16 protein-coding genes are annotated in these 16,556 nt (G+C 37.9%); all 16 read left to right on the top strand.

The genetic code is table 11. The features are described 5' to 3' along the window. Nucleotides 1-60 precede the first annotated feature (60 nt). The 16 genes from MHH70_RS07695 to MHH70_RS07620 all read left to right on the top strand — a co-directional run bounded on the left by MHH70_RS07695 (nt 61) and on the right by MHH70_RS07620 (nt 16,538). A complete protein-coding gene (locus MHH70_RS07695; protein WP_107942172.1) occupies nt 61-1,122 on the top strand; it encodes a M42 family metallopeptidase in 1,062 nt (353 codons plus the stop codon). Nucleotides 1,123-1,125: 3 nt separating this feature from the next. Then, a complete protein-coding gene (locus tag MHH70_RS07690; RefSeq protein ID WP_066166047.1) occupies nt 1,126-2,595 on the top strand; it encodes a UDP-N-acetylmuramoyl-L-alanyl-D-glutamate--2,6-diaminopimelate ligase in 1,470 nt (489 codons plus the stop codon). Between the two features lie 322 nt (nt 2,596-2,917). Then, nucleotides 2,918-3,499, top strand: a complete 582-nt coding sequence (locus MHH70_RS07685; protein ID WP_066166044.1) for a VanZ family protein — start codon at nt 2,918-2,920, stop codon at nt 3,497-3,499. Between the two features lie 478 nt (nt 3,500-3,977). Beyond that, nucleotides 3,978-5,549 (top strand): peptide chain release factor 3, encoded by a 1,572-nt coding sequence (locus tag MHH70_RS07680; RefSeq protein WP_107942173.1) that lies wholly within the window; start codon nt 3,978-3,980, stop codon nt 5,547-5,549. Between the two features lie 307 nt (nt 5,550-5,856). Continuing rightward, nucleotides 5,857-6,855 (top strand): LacI family DNA-binding transcriptional regulator, encoded by a 999-nt coding sequence (locus MHH70_RS07675; RefSeq protein ID WP_342472974.1) that lies wholly within the window; start codon nt 5,857-5,859, stop codon nt 6,853-6,855. A gap of 2 nt (nt 6,856-6,857) precedes the next feature. Further along, a complete protein-coding gene (purB, locus tag MHH70_RS07670; protein ID WP_066166035.1) occupies nt 6,858-8,204 on the top strand; it encodes an adenylosuccinate lyase in 1,347 nt (448 codons plus the stop codon). A gap of 1 nt (nt 8,205) precedes the next feature. Then, nucleotides 8,206-8,394 carry a tautomerase family protein gene (locus MHH70_RS07665; protein ID WP_066166032.1) on the top strand — a complete coding sequence of 63 codons (189 nt, stop codon included), beginning with the start codon at nt 8,206-8,208 and terminating at the stop codon, nt 8,392-8,394. 16 nt (nt 8,395-8,410) lie between these two features. Beyond that, entirely contained in the window at nt 8,411-9,403 is a 993-nt protein-coding gene (locus tag MHH70_RS07660; RefSeq protein ID WP_066166030.1) for a thiamine pyrophosphate-dependent dehydrogenase E1 component subunit alpha, read from the top strand. Then, nucleotides 9,393-10,397 carry an alpha-ketoacid dehydrogenase subunit beta gene (locus MHH70_RS07655; protein WP_342472972.1) on the top strand — a complete coding sequence of 335 codons (1,005 nt, stop codon included), beginning with the start codon at nt 9,393-9,395 and terminating at the stop codon, nt 10,395-10,397. The genes MHH70_RS07660 and MHH70_RS07655 overlap by 11 nt, the downstream gene beginning before the upstream one ends. Beyond that, nucleotides 10,394-10,852: a VOC family protein gene (locus tag MHH70_RS07650; protein WP_107942177.1), complete on the top strand. Its 459-nt coding sequence runs from the start codon at nt 10,394-10,396 to the stop codon at nt 10,850-10,852. The genes MHH70_RS07655 and MHH70_RS07650 overlap by 4 nt, the downstream gene beginning before the upstream one ends. Before the next feature lie 11 nt (nt 10,853-10,863). Further along, nucleotides 10,864-12,252, top strand: coding sequence for a dihydrolipoyl dehydrogenase (gene lpdA / locus MHH70_RS07645; protein ID WP_342472971.1), 1,389 nt, complete (start codon nt 10,864-10,866; stop codon nt 12,250-12,252). A 16-nt stretch (nt 12,253-12,268) separates the two neighbouring features. Then, nucleotides 12,269-13,480 (top strand): dihydrolipoamide acetyltransferase family protein, encoded by a 1,212-nt coding sequence (locus tag MHH70_RS07640; RefSeq protein WP_342472970.1) that lies wholly within the window; start codon nt 12,269-12,271, stop codon nt 13,478-13,480. Between the two features lie 13 nt (nt 13,481-13,493). Continuing rightward, nucleotides 13,494-14,273, top strand: a complete 780-nt coding sequence (locus tag MHH70_RS07635; protein ID WP_342472969.1) for an SDR family NAD(P)-dependent oxidoreductase — start codon at nt 13,494-13,496, stop codon at nt 14,271-14,273. Nucleotides 14,274-14,285: 12 nt separating this feature from the next. Continuing rightward, nucleotides 14,286-15,128, top strand: a complete 843-nt coding sequence (locus MHH70_RS07630; RefSeq protein WP_342472968.1) for an amidohydrolase family protein — start codon at nt 14,286-14,288, stop codon at nt 15,126-15,128. Further along, complete coding sequence (locus MHH70_RS07625; protein ID WP_342472967.1) at nt 15,125-15,448, top strand: L-rhamnose mutarotase; 324 nt, start codon at nt 15,125-15,127, stop codon at nt 15,446-15,448. The genes MHH70_RS07630 and MHH70_RS07625 overlap by 4 nt, the downstream gene beginning before the upstream one ends. Nucleotides 15,449-15,461: 13 nt before the next feature. Continuing rightward, nucleotides 15,462-16,538: a Gfo/Idh/MocA family oxidoreductase gene (locus MHH70_RS07620; protein ID WP_342472966.1), complete on the top strand. Its 1,077-nt coding sequence runs from the start codon at nt 15,462-15,464 to the stop codon at nt 16,536-16,538. The last annotated feature ends 18 nt before the right edge of the window (nt 16,539-16,556 follow it).

The raw sequence follows: 16,556 nt of genomic DNA, 5'->3' as shown, positions 1-16,556 counted from the left end.
CTTATCCTTGCATTTACAGGCTACTAAGTAATGCAGGATAAAAAGCATTAGGAGGATTTTATGACAAATTTATTCAATCAACAGCAGACATTATCATTATTAGAGAAATTAGTAAATATTGCAAGTCCCTCTGGTTATACAACGAATATTATGAAATTTATGGGACAGTTTTTAAAAGAACATGACATTGCTTATAAAAAAACGAATAAAGGCGCAATTATCGTTACTTTCCAGGGGGAAAATGATGAGCAGCATCGCTTATTGACAGCTCATACGGATACGCTTGGCGCAATGGTGAAGGAAGTGAAGCCAAGCGGTCGCTTGAAGCTAGCGATGATTGGTGGCTTTAATTGGAATGCTGTAGAGGGTGAATATTGCACAATTCATACAGCGGGCGGTAAAACTGTGCGCGGAACGATTTTAATGCATGAAACGACGGTACATGTGTATCGTGGTGCAGATAGTTTAAAGCGTGATGAAAATCATATCGAAGTGCGCATCGATGAAAAGGTACAGAGCGCAGAAGATACACGTGCATTAGGCATTGAGGTGGGGGACTTTGTATCATTTGATGTGCGCTATGAGGAAACGACATCAGGCTTCGTTAAATCGCGTCATTTGGATGATAAAGCGAGCACGACATTGCTTTTACAACTAATGAAATATATAAAAGAGCATGGTGTAAAGCTGCCATATACAACGCATTTTTATATTTCTAACAACGAGGAAATTGGCTATGGTGGTAACTCGAATGTTCCAAATGAAGTGGTGGAGTATATCGCAGTGGATATGGGGGCGATTGGGGACGGTCAAACTTCCGACGAGTACACAGTTTCGATTTGTGCAAAGGATGCGACAGGTCCGTATCATTATGAGCTAACACAGCATTTAGTGCAGCTAGCGAAGGCTGGGGACATTCCTTATAAGCTAGACATTTACCCATATTATGGCTCTGATGCTTCGGCGGCAATCCGCGCAGGCTATGATATTCGCCATGCCTTATTTGGTCCGGGTATCGAGTCTTCACATGCTTATGAGCGCACACATATTGATTCATTACAGGCAACGGCTGCATTATTATATGCATATGTGACATCGCCAATGGTTGAAATGGGGGAATAGTGAATGCGCGTAGAGGAATTGATAAGTGCTATTCCACAAAAGAAAATATTGGGTGTATTACCTAGCTATATTGAGGATTTAGCGGTTGATTCGCGCAGCGTGCAGCCGCAAAGCTTGTTTGTTTGTATAAAAGGCTATACAGTCGATGGTCATGATTATGCACAAAAGGCTGTCGATGCAGGTGCAACAATGATTGTAGCGGAGCGAGAGTTACAGCTTACAGGCAATGTAGCACAGGTAATCGTTCCGAGCACAGAACGCGCACTTGGCTTGTTGGCAGCTAGATTTTTTGGCTACCCATCTGAAGAAATGTTAATGATAGGGGTAACAGGAACAAACGGTAAGACGAGCGTTACAGGCATCATTCATAATATATTGATGGGCTTAGGCAAAAAATCAGCATTGGCAGGGACGATTGGCTTTAATCTAAATGGTACGCTTTACGAATCTGCCAATACGACGAGTGACGCGCTAAGCACACAGCAAATGATTTATCGTGCAAAGAAAGAAGATTGTGCTGCAATGGTGATGGAAGTGTCCTCACATGGTCTTGCATTAGGTCGATTGGCAGGCGTCGATTATGATGTGGCGATTTTTACGAATTTAACACATGACCATTTAGATTTTCATGGTACGATGGAGGCTTACGGTCATACAAAAGGGTTATTGTTTTCACAGTTAGGCCAAGATTTACGCAAGGATAAACATATTGTATTAAATGCTGATGATGAATGGTCAGCACATTATCAAACACTAACACCATATCCTATTTGGACCTATGGTTTACAAAATAACGCTGATTTCCGTGCCTTGAATTGCCGCTATGAAGATGGCATGACATATTTCACAATGCAGACACCTGAAGGTAGCTATGATGTTTCGATGCATTTGCTTGGAGAATTCAATATTTACAATGTATTAGCTGCAACAGCATGCTTATATGCTCGTCAGTTTTCATTATTTGATATTATTGAGCAAATTGAGCAGCTCCCACCAGTAAAAGGGCGTATGGAAAAAGTACAAACCGACTTACCAATTTCAATCTTTATCGATTATGCGCATACACCAGATGCAATCGAAAAGGCAATTCATGCGGCAATGCCTTATAAAGGGGAAAATAACAAATTAATTTTTTTAATCGGTACGGGGGGCAATCGTGATAAATCCAAGCGTCCAACAATGGCCGCAAAAGCGTCCGTTGCAGACTATGTCATTTTAACGACAGATGACCCTCGCTACGAAGAGTACGCTAGCATTACGGGCGATTTAGCGAAGGGCATGCTACATGACCAATATGCATGTATAGGTGACCGTGCGGAAGCCGTGCGCCATGCTATCCGTATTGCGGAAGCAGGCGATATTATTATTTTCGCTGGCAAAGGGCATGAGGATTACCAAATTATTGAAAATACAAAATACCCTCATAGCGATGCTGAAATTGCAATTGCTGAAGGAAAAGTGAAATTTGTTTAGGCGCATCCAAAATGCCATGTAGTTGCCAGTATTTGGCGGAGAGGGTGTTTCTTCAAAGGGTTCACTTGGGGAAAATGCCTAATTTAGTGGATTTTCCGCCAAGTGAAAGTGAATAAGTTTCATTGGGGACTGTCTTTTAGGACAGTCTCTCTTACTTATGAGAAACACCGCTAAACTTTATGTTACTTTCATTTTCAAAGTAATTCGTCATTCTTTCAATAAGCTAACTTTTTACTAAAACATCACCGAAAGCGTCTGACAAGTAGGCAACTGCATTGCTTGTCGGACGTCATCTCATAGAGCAAATAAAGGAGCAACGTATATGATTCAGTCTTTTATAGAAAGCATGCTGTTTTACTGCATGATAACGTTACCGATTTATGTGCTGTTACGTTTTCTTTGGATGCGGAAACGTCCTACACATAAATGGCGTGAAATCATGATGCTATTATTTTTTTGTTTCTCCATTAGTATTTTTTCACAAACGATTTTACCAGCTTATTGGATTGAAAATGGCCGCATTGTTTTTCAAATAGAGCAATCGCTATTTTTAAGGCATAATTTTACCCCGTTTCGAACAATTTCCTTGTACATAGCCCAATTAAATGGACCACTAGCGGAAATTGCCTTTTATAATTTAGCAGGCAATATTGTTTTATTTATTCCATTTGGCTTTTTTATCCCTTTATTGTGGCATAAAATGCGCAGTATGTGGAAAATGCTATTTATGGCATTAGCAATTCCTTTGTTTATTGAGAGCTGTCAGCTTTTTATCGGACGTAGTACGGATATTGATGATGTGCTATTAAATACTATTGCCATCATTATTGGCTATATTTTGTATGATATTGCACAAATTCTAAGAAAAAAGGTTGTAACAATAGGGGAAAGTCTTTTAAAATAAAAAGGATGGAGTTCAGAAGAAAGCAATCTGCATTTTGATAGCAAAATAGCCATTTAACTTATTTTAATGAGTGTCCGAACACTCAATGAATCATAGGAACTCAGCCAAAAACAAGTGCATATTAAGATAACGACTGAATGACCAACATCGTGTTGGCCTAAGCCTTCGGCGAATGTCTCGGATTTTGAAAGAAGGCTTGCTTGATGCAGGTCAGTTAACTATTGGGGCGTGTCGTGACGGTTGGAGGTTAACTATTACTAGGTTGCCTGAAAAAATTGGACTAGAGTTAGCTTAGGCGTAATTCATAAAAGAAGAGGCTTGAAAATATTAAAAGTGAAAGCTTTTTTATCATCAAAAAGAATGGGTGGATAAATCAGCACTCGGTAGTTTTATAAAGCAGCGCTAAGGGGGGCCTGAAATGACTTTTCGGGCGCCCCCTACTGCCTGTTAATGTGGATAAAAAGGAGAAGGAAAAGTTATGGCTTTGGAGCAAGATATATCGGCACGTCGCACATTTGCGATTATTAGTCACCCAGATGCTGGGAAAACGACGATTACTGAAAAGCTGCTATTATTCGGTGGAGCAATTCGAGATGCAGGTACAGTAAAAGGAAAGAAAACAGGGAAATTTGCTACTTCTGATTGGATGGAAATTGAGAAGCAACGTGGTATTTCTGTAACATCGTCAGTAATGCAGTTTGATTATAATGGGCATCGCGTTAATATTTTAGATACACCAGGGCACCAAGATTTCTCTGAGGATACGTATCGTACATTGATGGCGGTTGATAGTGCGGTCATGGTAGTGGATGCAGCAAAAGGGATTGAGGCGCAAACATTAAAGCTCTTTAAAGTGTGTAAAATGCGTGGGATTCCCATTTTTACATTTATTAACAAATTGGATCGTCAAGGGAAAGAGCCTTTAGAATTAATCGAGGAGCTAGAGGAAGTGCTAGGTATTAGCGCTTATCCAATGAACTGGCCAATCGGTATGGGGAAAGAGTTTCTAGGTATTTATGACCGCTATAATAAGCGTGTGGAGCAATTCCGTACAGAGGAAGCAGAGCGTTTTTTACCACTGAATGAAAATGGTGAGCTAGCAATCGACCATCCAATGAAGGTAACGTCGTACTATTCACAGGCGATGGATGATATTTTATTATTAAACGAGGCAGGGAATGAATATTCGGAGGAGAAAATTCGCCGTGGCGAGTTGACACCTGTCTTTTTTGGCTCGGCATTAACGAATTTTGGTGTGCAAACGTTTTTAGAAACATATTTGCAATTTGCACCAGCGCCACAGCCTCGTATAACAGAGGATGAGCAATTTATTGACCCAGTGGAGTATGGGGAGTTTTCAGGTTTTATTTTCAAAATCCAAGCGAATATGAACCCAGCACACCGTGATCGTATTGCTTTCGTACGCATCGTATCTGGTAAGTTTGAGCGCGGCATGAACATGACATTAGCACGCACAGGTAAATCTTTCAAAGTAACACAATCGACGCAATTTTTAGCGGATGACCGTGAAACGGTTGATGAGGCAGTTGCAGGCGATATTATTGGTTTATACGACACAGGCACATATCAAATCGGTGACACAGTTGTCGGTGGGAAGAAAGCATTCCAATTTGAAAAATTACCGCAATTTACACCGGAACTATTCGTTCGTGTATCGGCTAAAAACGTTATGAAATCGAAGCAATTCCATAAAGGGATTTTACAGCTTGTGCAGGAAGGGGCAATCCAATACTATAAAACATTGCATACGGAAGAAGTATTGTTAGGTGCTGTAGGACAACTGCAATTTGAAGTGTTCGAGCATCGCATGAAGAATGAATACAATGTGGAAGTAAAAATGGAGCCTGTCGGTAGTAAAATTGCACGCTGGATTGAGAATGAGGATGAGGTGAAGGAATCCATGTCATCTTCGCGCTCAATGCTGGTGAAGGACCGCTACGATAACTTAGTATTTTTATTCGAAAACGAATTCGCTATGCGTTGGTTCTCTGAGAAAAACGAAAATATTAAATTGTATAGCTTATTATAAAAAAGGAGTCGCCTGAAAAGTCATTTTGAGACGATTCCTTTGCAACGAGGATAGTGACAATTTATTGTGACTACCGCAGGAGCAAGTATTAGGGGCTGTCCGAAAAGTGTACATCTTTTCGGACAGCCCATTTTGTATTTCTGTGAAATATTTATTCCTAGATAAAGATAAAGAGAATAAAAATTTAGAAAAATCTAAAATTTATATTGATTTTTTTAAATGCAATATGCTATTGTTTAAAAAACAAGTAAAACGTTTCACTAAAACGATACACTGAAACGTTTTATCTGAGAGGCGGTCATTATTCATGGTTACACTTAAAGATGTTGCTAAAGAGGCGGGCGTTGGTATTACTACTGTTTCTCGATTTTTAAATAAAGATACAACTTTAAATATACCTAGTGCGACACAGGAAAGAATTGTGAAGGCGGTAGAAAAATTAAATTATAAGCCCAATGCTGTTGCTAGAAGTTTAAAATTGGGGCGTTCTAAAACCATAGCGCTTATCATTCCGGATTTTACAAACTTTGTATACAGTGAAATTATTTCAGGGGTAGAAGAAACAGTGCAGAAATATGGCTACCATTTGATAGTTTTGAGTGATACAAATCAAACGAGTAAAGCTTATATTGACTTAGTTACTGAAGGTAGAGCAGATGGCCTATTAATTGCATCCAATATTTTAACTGACCAAGATATTGTTAATTTTAATCAATCGAATATACCGTACGTATTAATTAACAGAATGAATCAGTATGCTAAAGGATTTGTCGCTGCAGATGATGAAAATGCAGCAAAGGAAGCTGTTGAAATGTTAATTAAAGGTGGGCATAAGAAAATCGCATTCATTACAGCGAACCAAGAGATGGATACAAGCAACCGCCGTTATATCGGATATGAAAAAGCATTGCTTCAAAATAATTTAACAGTCAATAAGGAAATAATTGAGCAGGCGATGTTTACAGAAGAAAGCGGTTATAAGGCGATGGAGCGATTACTCAGTAAAAACAGCACTGTTACAGCCGTATTTGCATCTAACGTACGTGTTGCATTTGGAGCAATAGCTGCTATTAAAAAGAATGGGAAGCGAATTCCTGAAGATATCGCGGTAATGGGCTTCCATCATACGCCAATGTGTGAGGTTTTTGACCCAACATTATCAACGGTAAAAGTAGACTTAAAGGAAATGGGTGTCAAATCAACAGAGCTACTAATGAACATGATGAAAAATAAAGATGCTAGCAATCAGCATATTATTTTGGAAAGCTTCGAGTTATTAAAGCGAAAAAGTACGGGAGGTAGATAAGTTTGAAATCTCATATGATAGATTCTGAGGTGTATAAAGATTTATATGGTACGGAAGAAATGCGTGCAATCTTTTCTGATACTGCAATGATAGAAAAATGGATTTTATTTGAGTCTGCATTGGCGAAAGTCGAAGGAAAACTTGGGATTATTCCGAAAGAGGCGGCTGAAGAAATTCAACAGCAAGGGAAGCTTGAAAGTTTTGATTTAGGAGAGATTTGTAGAGGGATTGTATTTACAAGTCATCCGCTTGTCCCATTTATTCGTCAATATGAGGAACTGTGTTCAAAAGATTATGGAGAATACATTCATTTCGGTGCTACAACACAGGATGTAATTGATACCGCATTTATTTTACAGTTAAAAGATGCATATGAAATTATTCGCAAACAAACAAGTGACATAATCGAGGTGTTGTCGGTCGCTACGAAAAAATATGAAAATACGATAATGGCAGGACGAACACATGGGCAACATGCATTACCAATAACATTTGGCTATAAACTAGCTTGCTGGTTAGCAGAAATGAAACGCAATTATAAGCGCCTTTGTGAAATCGAGGAACGAGTATTTATTGGGCAATTTTCAGGAGCATCTGGCACATTAGCATCACTTGGTCATATGGCAATGAAGGTGCGACAAGAGGTTATTGAAGAGCTTGGATTGCATGTGCCGGTAATTACGTGGCATACAAGCAGAGATAATATTGCAGAGTTAGCAAATGTTTATGCATTAATTGCAGGGACAGTTGGAAAAATTGCTAATGAAATTATCAACTTACAACGAACTGAAATTGCTGAGGTAGAAGAGGGCTTCGAAGAAGGGAAAATAGGTAGCAGTACAATGCCGCATAAGCGTAATCCAATGGTTTGTGAATATACAGTGGGGCTATCTCGATTAATTCGTATGCAAATTCCTTTATTATACGATTCATTAGTACAAGAGCATGAGCGCGATATGGGTTTGTGGCTTGTCGAATTAGAGGTAATGCCAGAAATTAGCATTTACTTAAATAAAATGCTTTCTGATATGACAGGTGTCTTACAAAATATGCGTGTATATGAAAATCGCATGCGAGAAAATATCGATATTACACAAGGATTAATTTTAAGTGAGAAAGTAATGTTCGAGCTATCAAGTGCGATAGGGAAACAAACTGCACATGAAGTAGTGTATGCAGCTTCTATGCGTTCCTATGAAAGGGGAACAAGCTTGCGTAATGAAATAGCAGCAGATGAAAATGTAAACAAATTTATTTCAGAAGAGATTCTTGATGAAATATTAGACCCAGGTCGATATTTAGGTCTTTGCAAAGAATTTATTAATAATGTTTTAGAGATGGAGGGTTAAGATGCCATACATAACAATTAAGTTGATGGAAGGGCGCTCTATTGAAAAAAAGCAGCAAATGGTAAAAGAAGTGACAGATGCTTTAGTGAATTCTTTAGATATTACAGCAGATGATGTGAGGATTGAATTAGAGGAATTACAATATGGCATGTTTGCAAGAGCTGGGCAATTAATTATTGAAAAAAAATAGGGGGTTGGCAATATCCATGGAAATCAATTTTATTCAAACAAATGATTCAGACTATGAAGTAACAAAGGATGAAGCGAAGGCATTATGGCAAAAGCTTATTGAAATTAGAAGCTTTGAGGAAAAAAGCATTGAGGCATATAAAGAGGGCTTGCTTGGCGGTTCATTACATCCATATATCGGTCAAGAAGCAGTAGCGACAGGGATGAGTGCCTTTTTAAATGAATCTGACTATATGACGACTACTTATCGTGGACGTGGACATGCGCTTGCTAAAAAGGCAGACCCATTTAAGTTATTTGCAGAAATGTTTGGTCGAATTGATGGCTACTGTAAAGGAAAAGGCGGTCCAATGCATATCGCCAACAGCAAGCTAGGAATGCTTGGTGCGAATGGAATTGTTGCAGGGGGTATCCCTATTGCAGTGGGGGCAGCATTAACTGCAAAAACATTAAAAAATAATCATGTAGCCATTACTTATTTTGGCGATGGGTCTACAAACCAAGGAGTTTTCCATGAGGCACTAAATTTAGCAGCGGTATTAAAGCTACCAATGATTTTTGTTTGTGAGAATAACTTATATTCGGAAATGACACCTATTAGTGATTCGGTATTGAATGAGCATTTAGCAGAAAGAGGATTAGCGTATAGAATTCCGTCCTATGTTGTGGATGGTAATGATGTATTTGCTGTCAGAAAACTAGCTAAAGAAGTAACAGCATTTGTCAGAGAGGGAAATGGGCCTGTATTTATTGAAGCGAAAACATACCGATTACTAGGACATATGTTTGGTGATACAGAAATTTATCGTACAAAAGAGGAAGTAGCAAGCTGGAAGGAAAAAGAGCCGCTTATTCAATTTAAGCAAGCAGTCGAGAAATATAATCTACTTACAGAGGACGAAATGCTAGCAATTGAAAATGAAGTAAAGGCTAGTATTGATAATGCATTTGAGCGTGCAAAGCTATCAGAGCAACCTAGTCTTGAGGAGGTATTTACAGATGTTTACTAATGGAAGACAAATAACTTATGCAGAAGCATTAAATGAAGCACTTCATGAGGAAATGGCTGCGAATGAAAATATCATTATTTTAGGTGAAGACATTGGTCAGTATGGGGGTGTTTTTAATGTAACAAAGGATTTAATTAATAAGTTCGGTAAAGAACGCATTATTGATACACCTATTTCAGAGGCGGGATTCACAGGAGCGGGTATTGGTGCAGCGATGACAGGTTTAAAGCCCATTGTAGAGTTTATGTGGATTGATTTCACTTTTGTAGCATTAGATCAAATATTGAATCAAGCAGCTAAAATGACTTATATGTCGGGGGGACAGACGAAAGTACCGATTGTATTCCGTACACAAGGCGGAGGAGGGCGAGGTAATGGAGCACAGCATTCACAAAGTTTAGAAACAATTTTTGCTCATGTGCCAGGCTTGAAAGTTGTTGTACCTTCCAACCCATATGATGCTAAAGGTTTATTGAAATCGGCAATCCGTGATAATTGTCCAATAATGTTTATTGAAAATAAATTACTTTATAACATGAAAGGTGAAGTTCCAGAGGAGGAATACACAATCCCATTTGGTCAAGCCAATATTGTAATCGAAGGTAGTGATGTAACGGTTGTAAGTCTATCTCGAACAATTCATGAATGTAAAAAGGTTGTAGATTCACTAAAGGAAAGGGGCATTTCAGCGGAGTTAATTGATTTGCGAACATTAGTACCAATGGATTCACAAACAGTAATCGATTCAGTGAAAAAAACAAATCGTTTAGTAATTGTTCATGAAGCGGTTGAAAGTTTTGGATGGGGTGCAGAGCTTAGCTCTATTGTTCAAGAACAAGCATTTGATTATTTAGATGCTCCAGTAAAGAGAGTTGGTTCACTGTCTGTTCCAATTCCGTACAATATGGCACTAGAAAAGGAAGTATTACCAACAGAGGCTAGAATTGTCGAAGCGATTGAAGAGGTGCTTTATACAAAGGTAGGTACACAATGATTAAAGATATTTGGCATACAAGTTTCACTGTTGAAAATATAGAAAGGTCGATAGAGTTTTATCGAGATATATTAAACTTAGAGCTTGTTCATGAGCAAGTACAGCACAATGAATATACAGCAAAGCTAGTTAATTATCCTAACGCACATTTAAAAGTAGCGATGTTTGCAATTAAGGGTGGACATGAAAGGGCTTCAGGTCATGTAGTTGAACTTGTAGAGTATGTCTATCCAAAGGGAGAATATGTGCCTACAGGAACAGCGCATACGCGAAGTGCTCACCTTGCATTTGAAGTAGAGGATATTTTTGCCATGGTAGAAAAATTAAAAAATGCTGGCGTTCGATTCAAATCTGATGTCGTGAGTATTGAGGCTGGGAGAAATAAGGGTGGTTATACAGTTTATTTCTTTGACCCGGATGACATTACACTCGAACTTGTACAGCCACCGAAATAAGGGGTGACTAAATGTTTGATATAGCGATTATAGGCGGAGGGATAGGAGGCTATACTGCCGCAATAAAGGCTGCGAAAGAAGGCTTGAAAGTAGCGTTATTTGAAAAAGATAAATTAGGTGGAACATGTTTACATGAAGGCTGTATACCAACCAAAACATTTTTGCAGCTATCTAATAAATATCAGGATGTTTACAAATTACAAAAAATGGGCTTTGGTCAATTGCAAATTCCTGAAATTGCAACGCTTGATTGGAGCCAATTTCTTCAGTATAAAAATCAAGTAGTAAATCAATTATTTCAAGGTGTACAGTATTTAATTCAAAAAAATAAAATTCAGCTATTCCCTAAAAAAGTAACTGCCATTTCAAAGGCAGGGCCATTTTCCATTTCTACGGCAGACAGAGTTGTGCAGGCAAAGCATGTAATTTTAGCAACAGGAAGTAAGCCAATTGTTCCTTTAAATGTACATAAAAAGTACAGTAACGTATTATCTAGTGACCAATTACTTAGCTTACATGAATTACCGAAATCAATCGTTATTGTAGGGTCGGGTGTTATAGGAATCGAATTTGCAACTTTCTTTAGTCAATTAAATATTCCTGTGACAATTGTAGAAAAGGAAGAAACTATTTTAGGAGCAGTTGATAGTGAAATTGCGCAGCACTTGAAGCAGTCATTGACGAGGAAAGGTGTGCAATTTAAAACCGGCTGTGAGGTTTTATTCAATCAAATTGAAGAATCCGAAAATGAGGTCACTTTGAAGCTAAGGCAAGGTGCGGAAATTCTAGAGGAAAAGGCACAATATGTGCTCGTCGCAATTGGTCGAAAAGGGCATTATGGAGACATAGATTTTTCAAGTTTAAAGAAAGAGAATGAGCAATTTCCTGTAGATAAATATTTAAAGACAAAAGTATCAAACCTCTACATTATCGGTGATGCTTCTGGCAACGTCCAATTAGCACATGCCGCAGCATATCAAGCGGAGATAGTCATTCAGAGGATATTAGGACACGAAGTAAATCCATATGATGAGCTTCTAGTACCTAAATGTATTTATAGTGTCCCAGAAGTATCTTCGATTGGATTTACAGAACGAGAGGCAAAGGAAAGCTACGAGGTAAAGGTAGGTAAATTCCAGTTAAATGCCAATGGTAAGTCGTTAATTACTGGTGAAACAGAAGGATTTATTAAAGTAATTGCTGATAAGGCGACAGACCGTATTTTGGGAGTGCATATTATAGGCGATAAAGCAACAGAGCTTATTAGTGAGGGCAGCTTAGCCATGTTATTTGAAGCAACAGCCTCAGAAATTGGAATGACTGTTCATCCACATCCAACCGTAAGTGAAATATTTAATGAGGCAGCTTTAGCTGTTGATGGAAAAGAGATTCATAGTTAATAGGAGGGAATAAAGAATGACAATAACATCCATTAACTTGCCTAAAATGAGTTTGAATATGGAAGAAGGAACGATTGTTAGCTGGTTAGTAAAAGAAGGTCAGCAGGTGCAAAAAGGCGATGCTCTTTTTGAAGTTCAAACTGATAAAGCTATATCTGAAGTTGAGGCTAATAAGGACGGTTACTTAAGAGAAATTTTAGTGCAAGATGGAAAAACGGTAGCAGTTGGAACAGCGGTAGGGGTGCTAGTAGATGACCTTGCTGAACAGTCGGAGGAGCTAAAGCCTGTGCAAGAAGAGAAGGCAAAAGTAGCCTCTATAGAAGAAGTGGTACAAAAACAATTAATACAGATTAAAAAAAGTCCCAATGCTGCAAGGCTACGCATTTCACCAGTTTCAAGAAAGCTTATTGCACAACATGACTTAGACCCTACAAAAATTGACGCGACAGGGCCTTTAGGAAGAATTGTTTTACGCGATGTCTACCGAGAAATTGACAAATTACAAAAGCTTGAGCAAGGGCTAGTAAATACGGAAGCAAGCTTGGAAAAGGTGACAGCTATTCGTAAAGCAATTGCTCAAAATTTAACGAAGAGTGTTCAAGAAATTCCGCAATTTACAATTACAAAGGAAGTAGCTGTTGAAAAATTAGAACATTCAAGAATTGAGATGAATACGTTCAGTAGTGGTGAATCGCGATTATCGATGAATGACTTTTTAATTAAAGCAATTGCCGATACAATTGCTGTTCATCCAAAATTTAATAACTATTATATCGTAAAAAATAACGAGCATTATATTCAGAATAATAAGTCAATTCATATCGGGTTGGCGGTTGCAACAGAGAAGGGGCTATTTGTTCCAGTTATTCGAAATGTAGAGGCAAAATCATTAGTAGAAATTATGCAGGAAAGAAAGCGTCTAATTGAAAAAACGAAGCAAGGAAAGCTATCACCAGAAGAAATGTCGGGTGCAACATTTACAATTTCATCTCTAGGCTCATTTAATATTAAGCAATTTACCGCAATCATTAACCCTCCCGAAAGTGGCATTTTAGCTGTAGGCAAAGTGGAAGATTATCTTTACTTGGAGCAGGGAGAAGTAAAATCACAAAAACGTCTGAACTTAACAGCTAGCTTTGATCACCGTTTAGTGGATGGGGCAGATGGTGCTCAATTTATGAATACGCTTGAGGAAGTGCTGATTAAAGATAGCTGGTATTTATTTTAATAGGGGGATGGCTATGTACACCATTGACTTACAACAAAAGGTTGCAATAGTAACGGGGGCACATCAAGGAATTGGCTTACAAATTGCTATTGCTTTACTCGATGCAGGTTGCAAATGTGTTCTTGTAGATTTAAACGAAGAAATTCAAGCAACAGCTAACCGTTTAGCGGAGCAATTTCCAAACCAAGTTTATGCTGTGCAAGGGGATATTCGCACGAAAAAATCATGTGAAGAGATATTCGTAAAAACGATGGATAAATTCGCTCGAGTAGATATTTTAGTAAACAACGCAGGCATTATGCGAACGACCCCATTCCTTGAGGTATCTGAGGAAGAGTGGGATTTAGTAATGACCATTAACTTAAAGGGCATGTTCTTTTTAACACAGATTGTAGCAACATACATGAAGGATAATCAAATCGAGGGGTCCATCATTAATATGTCTTCTATTGCTGGAAGGAGTGGGCGACCTTTAGCACCACATTATGCAGCAAGTAAAGCTGCGGTAATTAGCTTAACAAAGTCAAGTGCTGAGGCATTCGGGAAATTTAACATTCGTACAAATGCATTATGTCCAGGCGTAATTTCTACACCAATGATGGATGAAATATTTGAAAAAAGAAAGATTATCGAAAAACAAGACCCGCGTGATACATTTTTACAACGCATTAAGCTAGACAGATTAGGAACACCAGAAGACATTGCAAAAGCAGCATTATTCCTAAGCTCAGACTTAAGTAGCTATATAAATGGACAAGCGATAAATGTTTGTGGTGGGTATGAGATGAATTGATGAGGTGATGATATGAAAATTGATACACACCAGCACTTTTGGAACTTTCAAAGAGTGCCGTATAAATGGCCGACCTCTGCTGAAAAGGAAATATATCGTAATATTGAACCTGATGAATTAGCGCAAATACTACCAACTGTGAACGTTAATAAAACAATAATTGTTCAAGCTTTCGATAGTTTCGAGGATACTGACTATATGCTTGAAATTGCGAAGCAGTATGATTGGGTTGCAGGTGTGGTTGGGTGGTTACCTTTGAGAGATGAAACAGCTCTGAGGGAAGCGATTAAAAAATATAAAGCAAATCCTTATTTTAAAGGAATGCGGCATTTAATTCATAATGAGGGGGATTCAACATGGTTAACTCATCCTGCAACAATGAATGGACTTCAAATTTTAGCGAAGGAAAACATACCTTTTGATGTTGTTGCAGTAGAACCAATTCATTTAGAGCAAGCATTAATCGTAAGTGAGAGGATTCCGAATTTAAAAATGGTTATAAATCACTTAGCAAAGCCTAAAATTGCAGAGAAGGTTTTCGAACCTTGGGAATCTCAAATGAAGGAACTTGCAAAGAATTCGAATATATATGCGAAGATTTCAGGTTTAAATACGGCTGCTTCTTACGATTGGAAAGCTGATGATTTTCAGCCATATATTGATCGAGTAATAAACATGTTTGGCTCGAATAGGTTAATGTTCGGAAGTGATTGGCCAGTATTAAACCTTGCTGGAACATATAAACAAGTAGTGGATGCAACTGAGCGATGTTTAAATCAATATACAAAAGAACAACAAGAAGACATTTGGTATAAAACGGCAATTGAATTTTATAAATTGGAGGGAATCTATTGAAAAGAGTAGCTAGTACAATTCAATTATCTAAAGAAAATTATGAAGAGTATAAAAAGTTACACAGTGAAGTTTGGCCTGAAGTGCTTCAAATGATAAAAGAATGTAATATACAAAACTACTCTATTTATTACTCTAATGGACAGTTATTTAGTTATTTTGAATATACAGGGACCGATTATCAAAAAGATATGGAAAAGATGGCTCAAGATTCAGCAACTCAAAAATGGTGGGAGATTTGTAAGCCTTTACAAACACCTTATGAAACTAGAAAGTCAGAAGAATGGTGGCTGGAAATGGAGGAGCTATTCTATTTAAAGTAAAGGAGATGCAGTAATGGAAGAATTAAATTATAAACCACCTATACCTAATAATAAAACTTTTAGAATAGGGATAGTTGGTGCAGGGGAAATTGTACGTGAGGCTCATTTACCTGCCTATGAGAAAGCGGGTTTCAAAGTAACCGCTATTTATAACCGAACTATTGAAAAAGCAGAACAATTGGCAAAAAGGTATAATATACCATACGTTTTTGATTCAATTGATGAACTAATTAATCATCCAGAGGTTGATATTGTTGATATAGCTTTAACAGCGGAAATGCAACTGGCAATTGTTGAAAAAGCGGTAAAGGCTAAAAAGCATATTTTATGTCAAAAGCCATTAGCAGATACCTACACAAATGCCAAAGAAATTGTAGCGTTGGGAAAAGAACACGGTGTTAAAATTGCTGTAAATCAGCAAATGCGATGGGCGCCATCAATTAGAGCAGCATCAAATATCATTAACAGAGGATGGATTGGGGATTTAGTTAATGCTTCTATTCAAGTAAACGTTCAAACTCAATTTGAAAACTGGCCATTTTTAAAAGAAATAGAGACTTTAGAAATAATGTACCACAGTATACACTACATGGATTCAATTCGATTCTTATTTGGGGCTCCGGAATATATTTACGCAGATGGAGCAAGATTCCCTGGGCAAAAAGTTAAGGGAGAAACAAGAACAATGATTCATATGAAGTTTAAAGGTGAGGTTCGAGCTCTAATTTATGACACACATAATAATCAGTTTACACAAGACGACTGGTTTGCAGAATATCGCTTTGAAGGAACTGAAGGAGTAATTAAGGGAGAAAATGGGGCACTATATAACTACCCAATAGGGCGAGAGGATAGTTTAACATTTACTTCAAATATTCTTCAAAAAGGAACATGGATTACTCCACAGCTTGAAGGAAAATGGTTTCCAGATGCATTTATTGGAACAATGGGTGAATTAATGAATGCAATTGTAAATAATACAGAACCAGAGAACAGTGCAGAAGATAATTTACAAACATTGCAAATGGTTTATGCAGCCTATCAATCAATGAAGGAAAATCGACCAGTATATCTAGATGAAATCAAATAGCTAAAAAGGGGGAAATAT

It is taken from the genome of Metasolibacillus sp. FSL H7-0170 (assembly GCF_038593115.1).
GTDB classification, from domain to species: domain Bacteria; phylum Bacillota; class Bacilli; order Bacillales_A; family Planococcaceae; genus Metasolibacillus; species Metasolibacillus fluoroglycofenilyticus.
The sequence above is the reverse complement of the archived record's forward strand: the minus strand, read 5'-3'. Positions and strand labels throughout refer to the sequence as shown.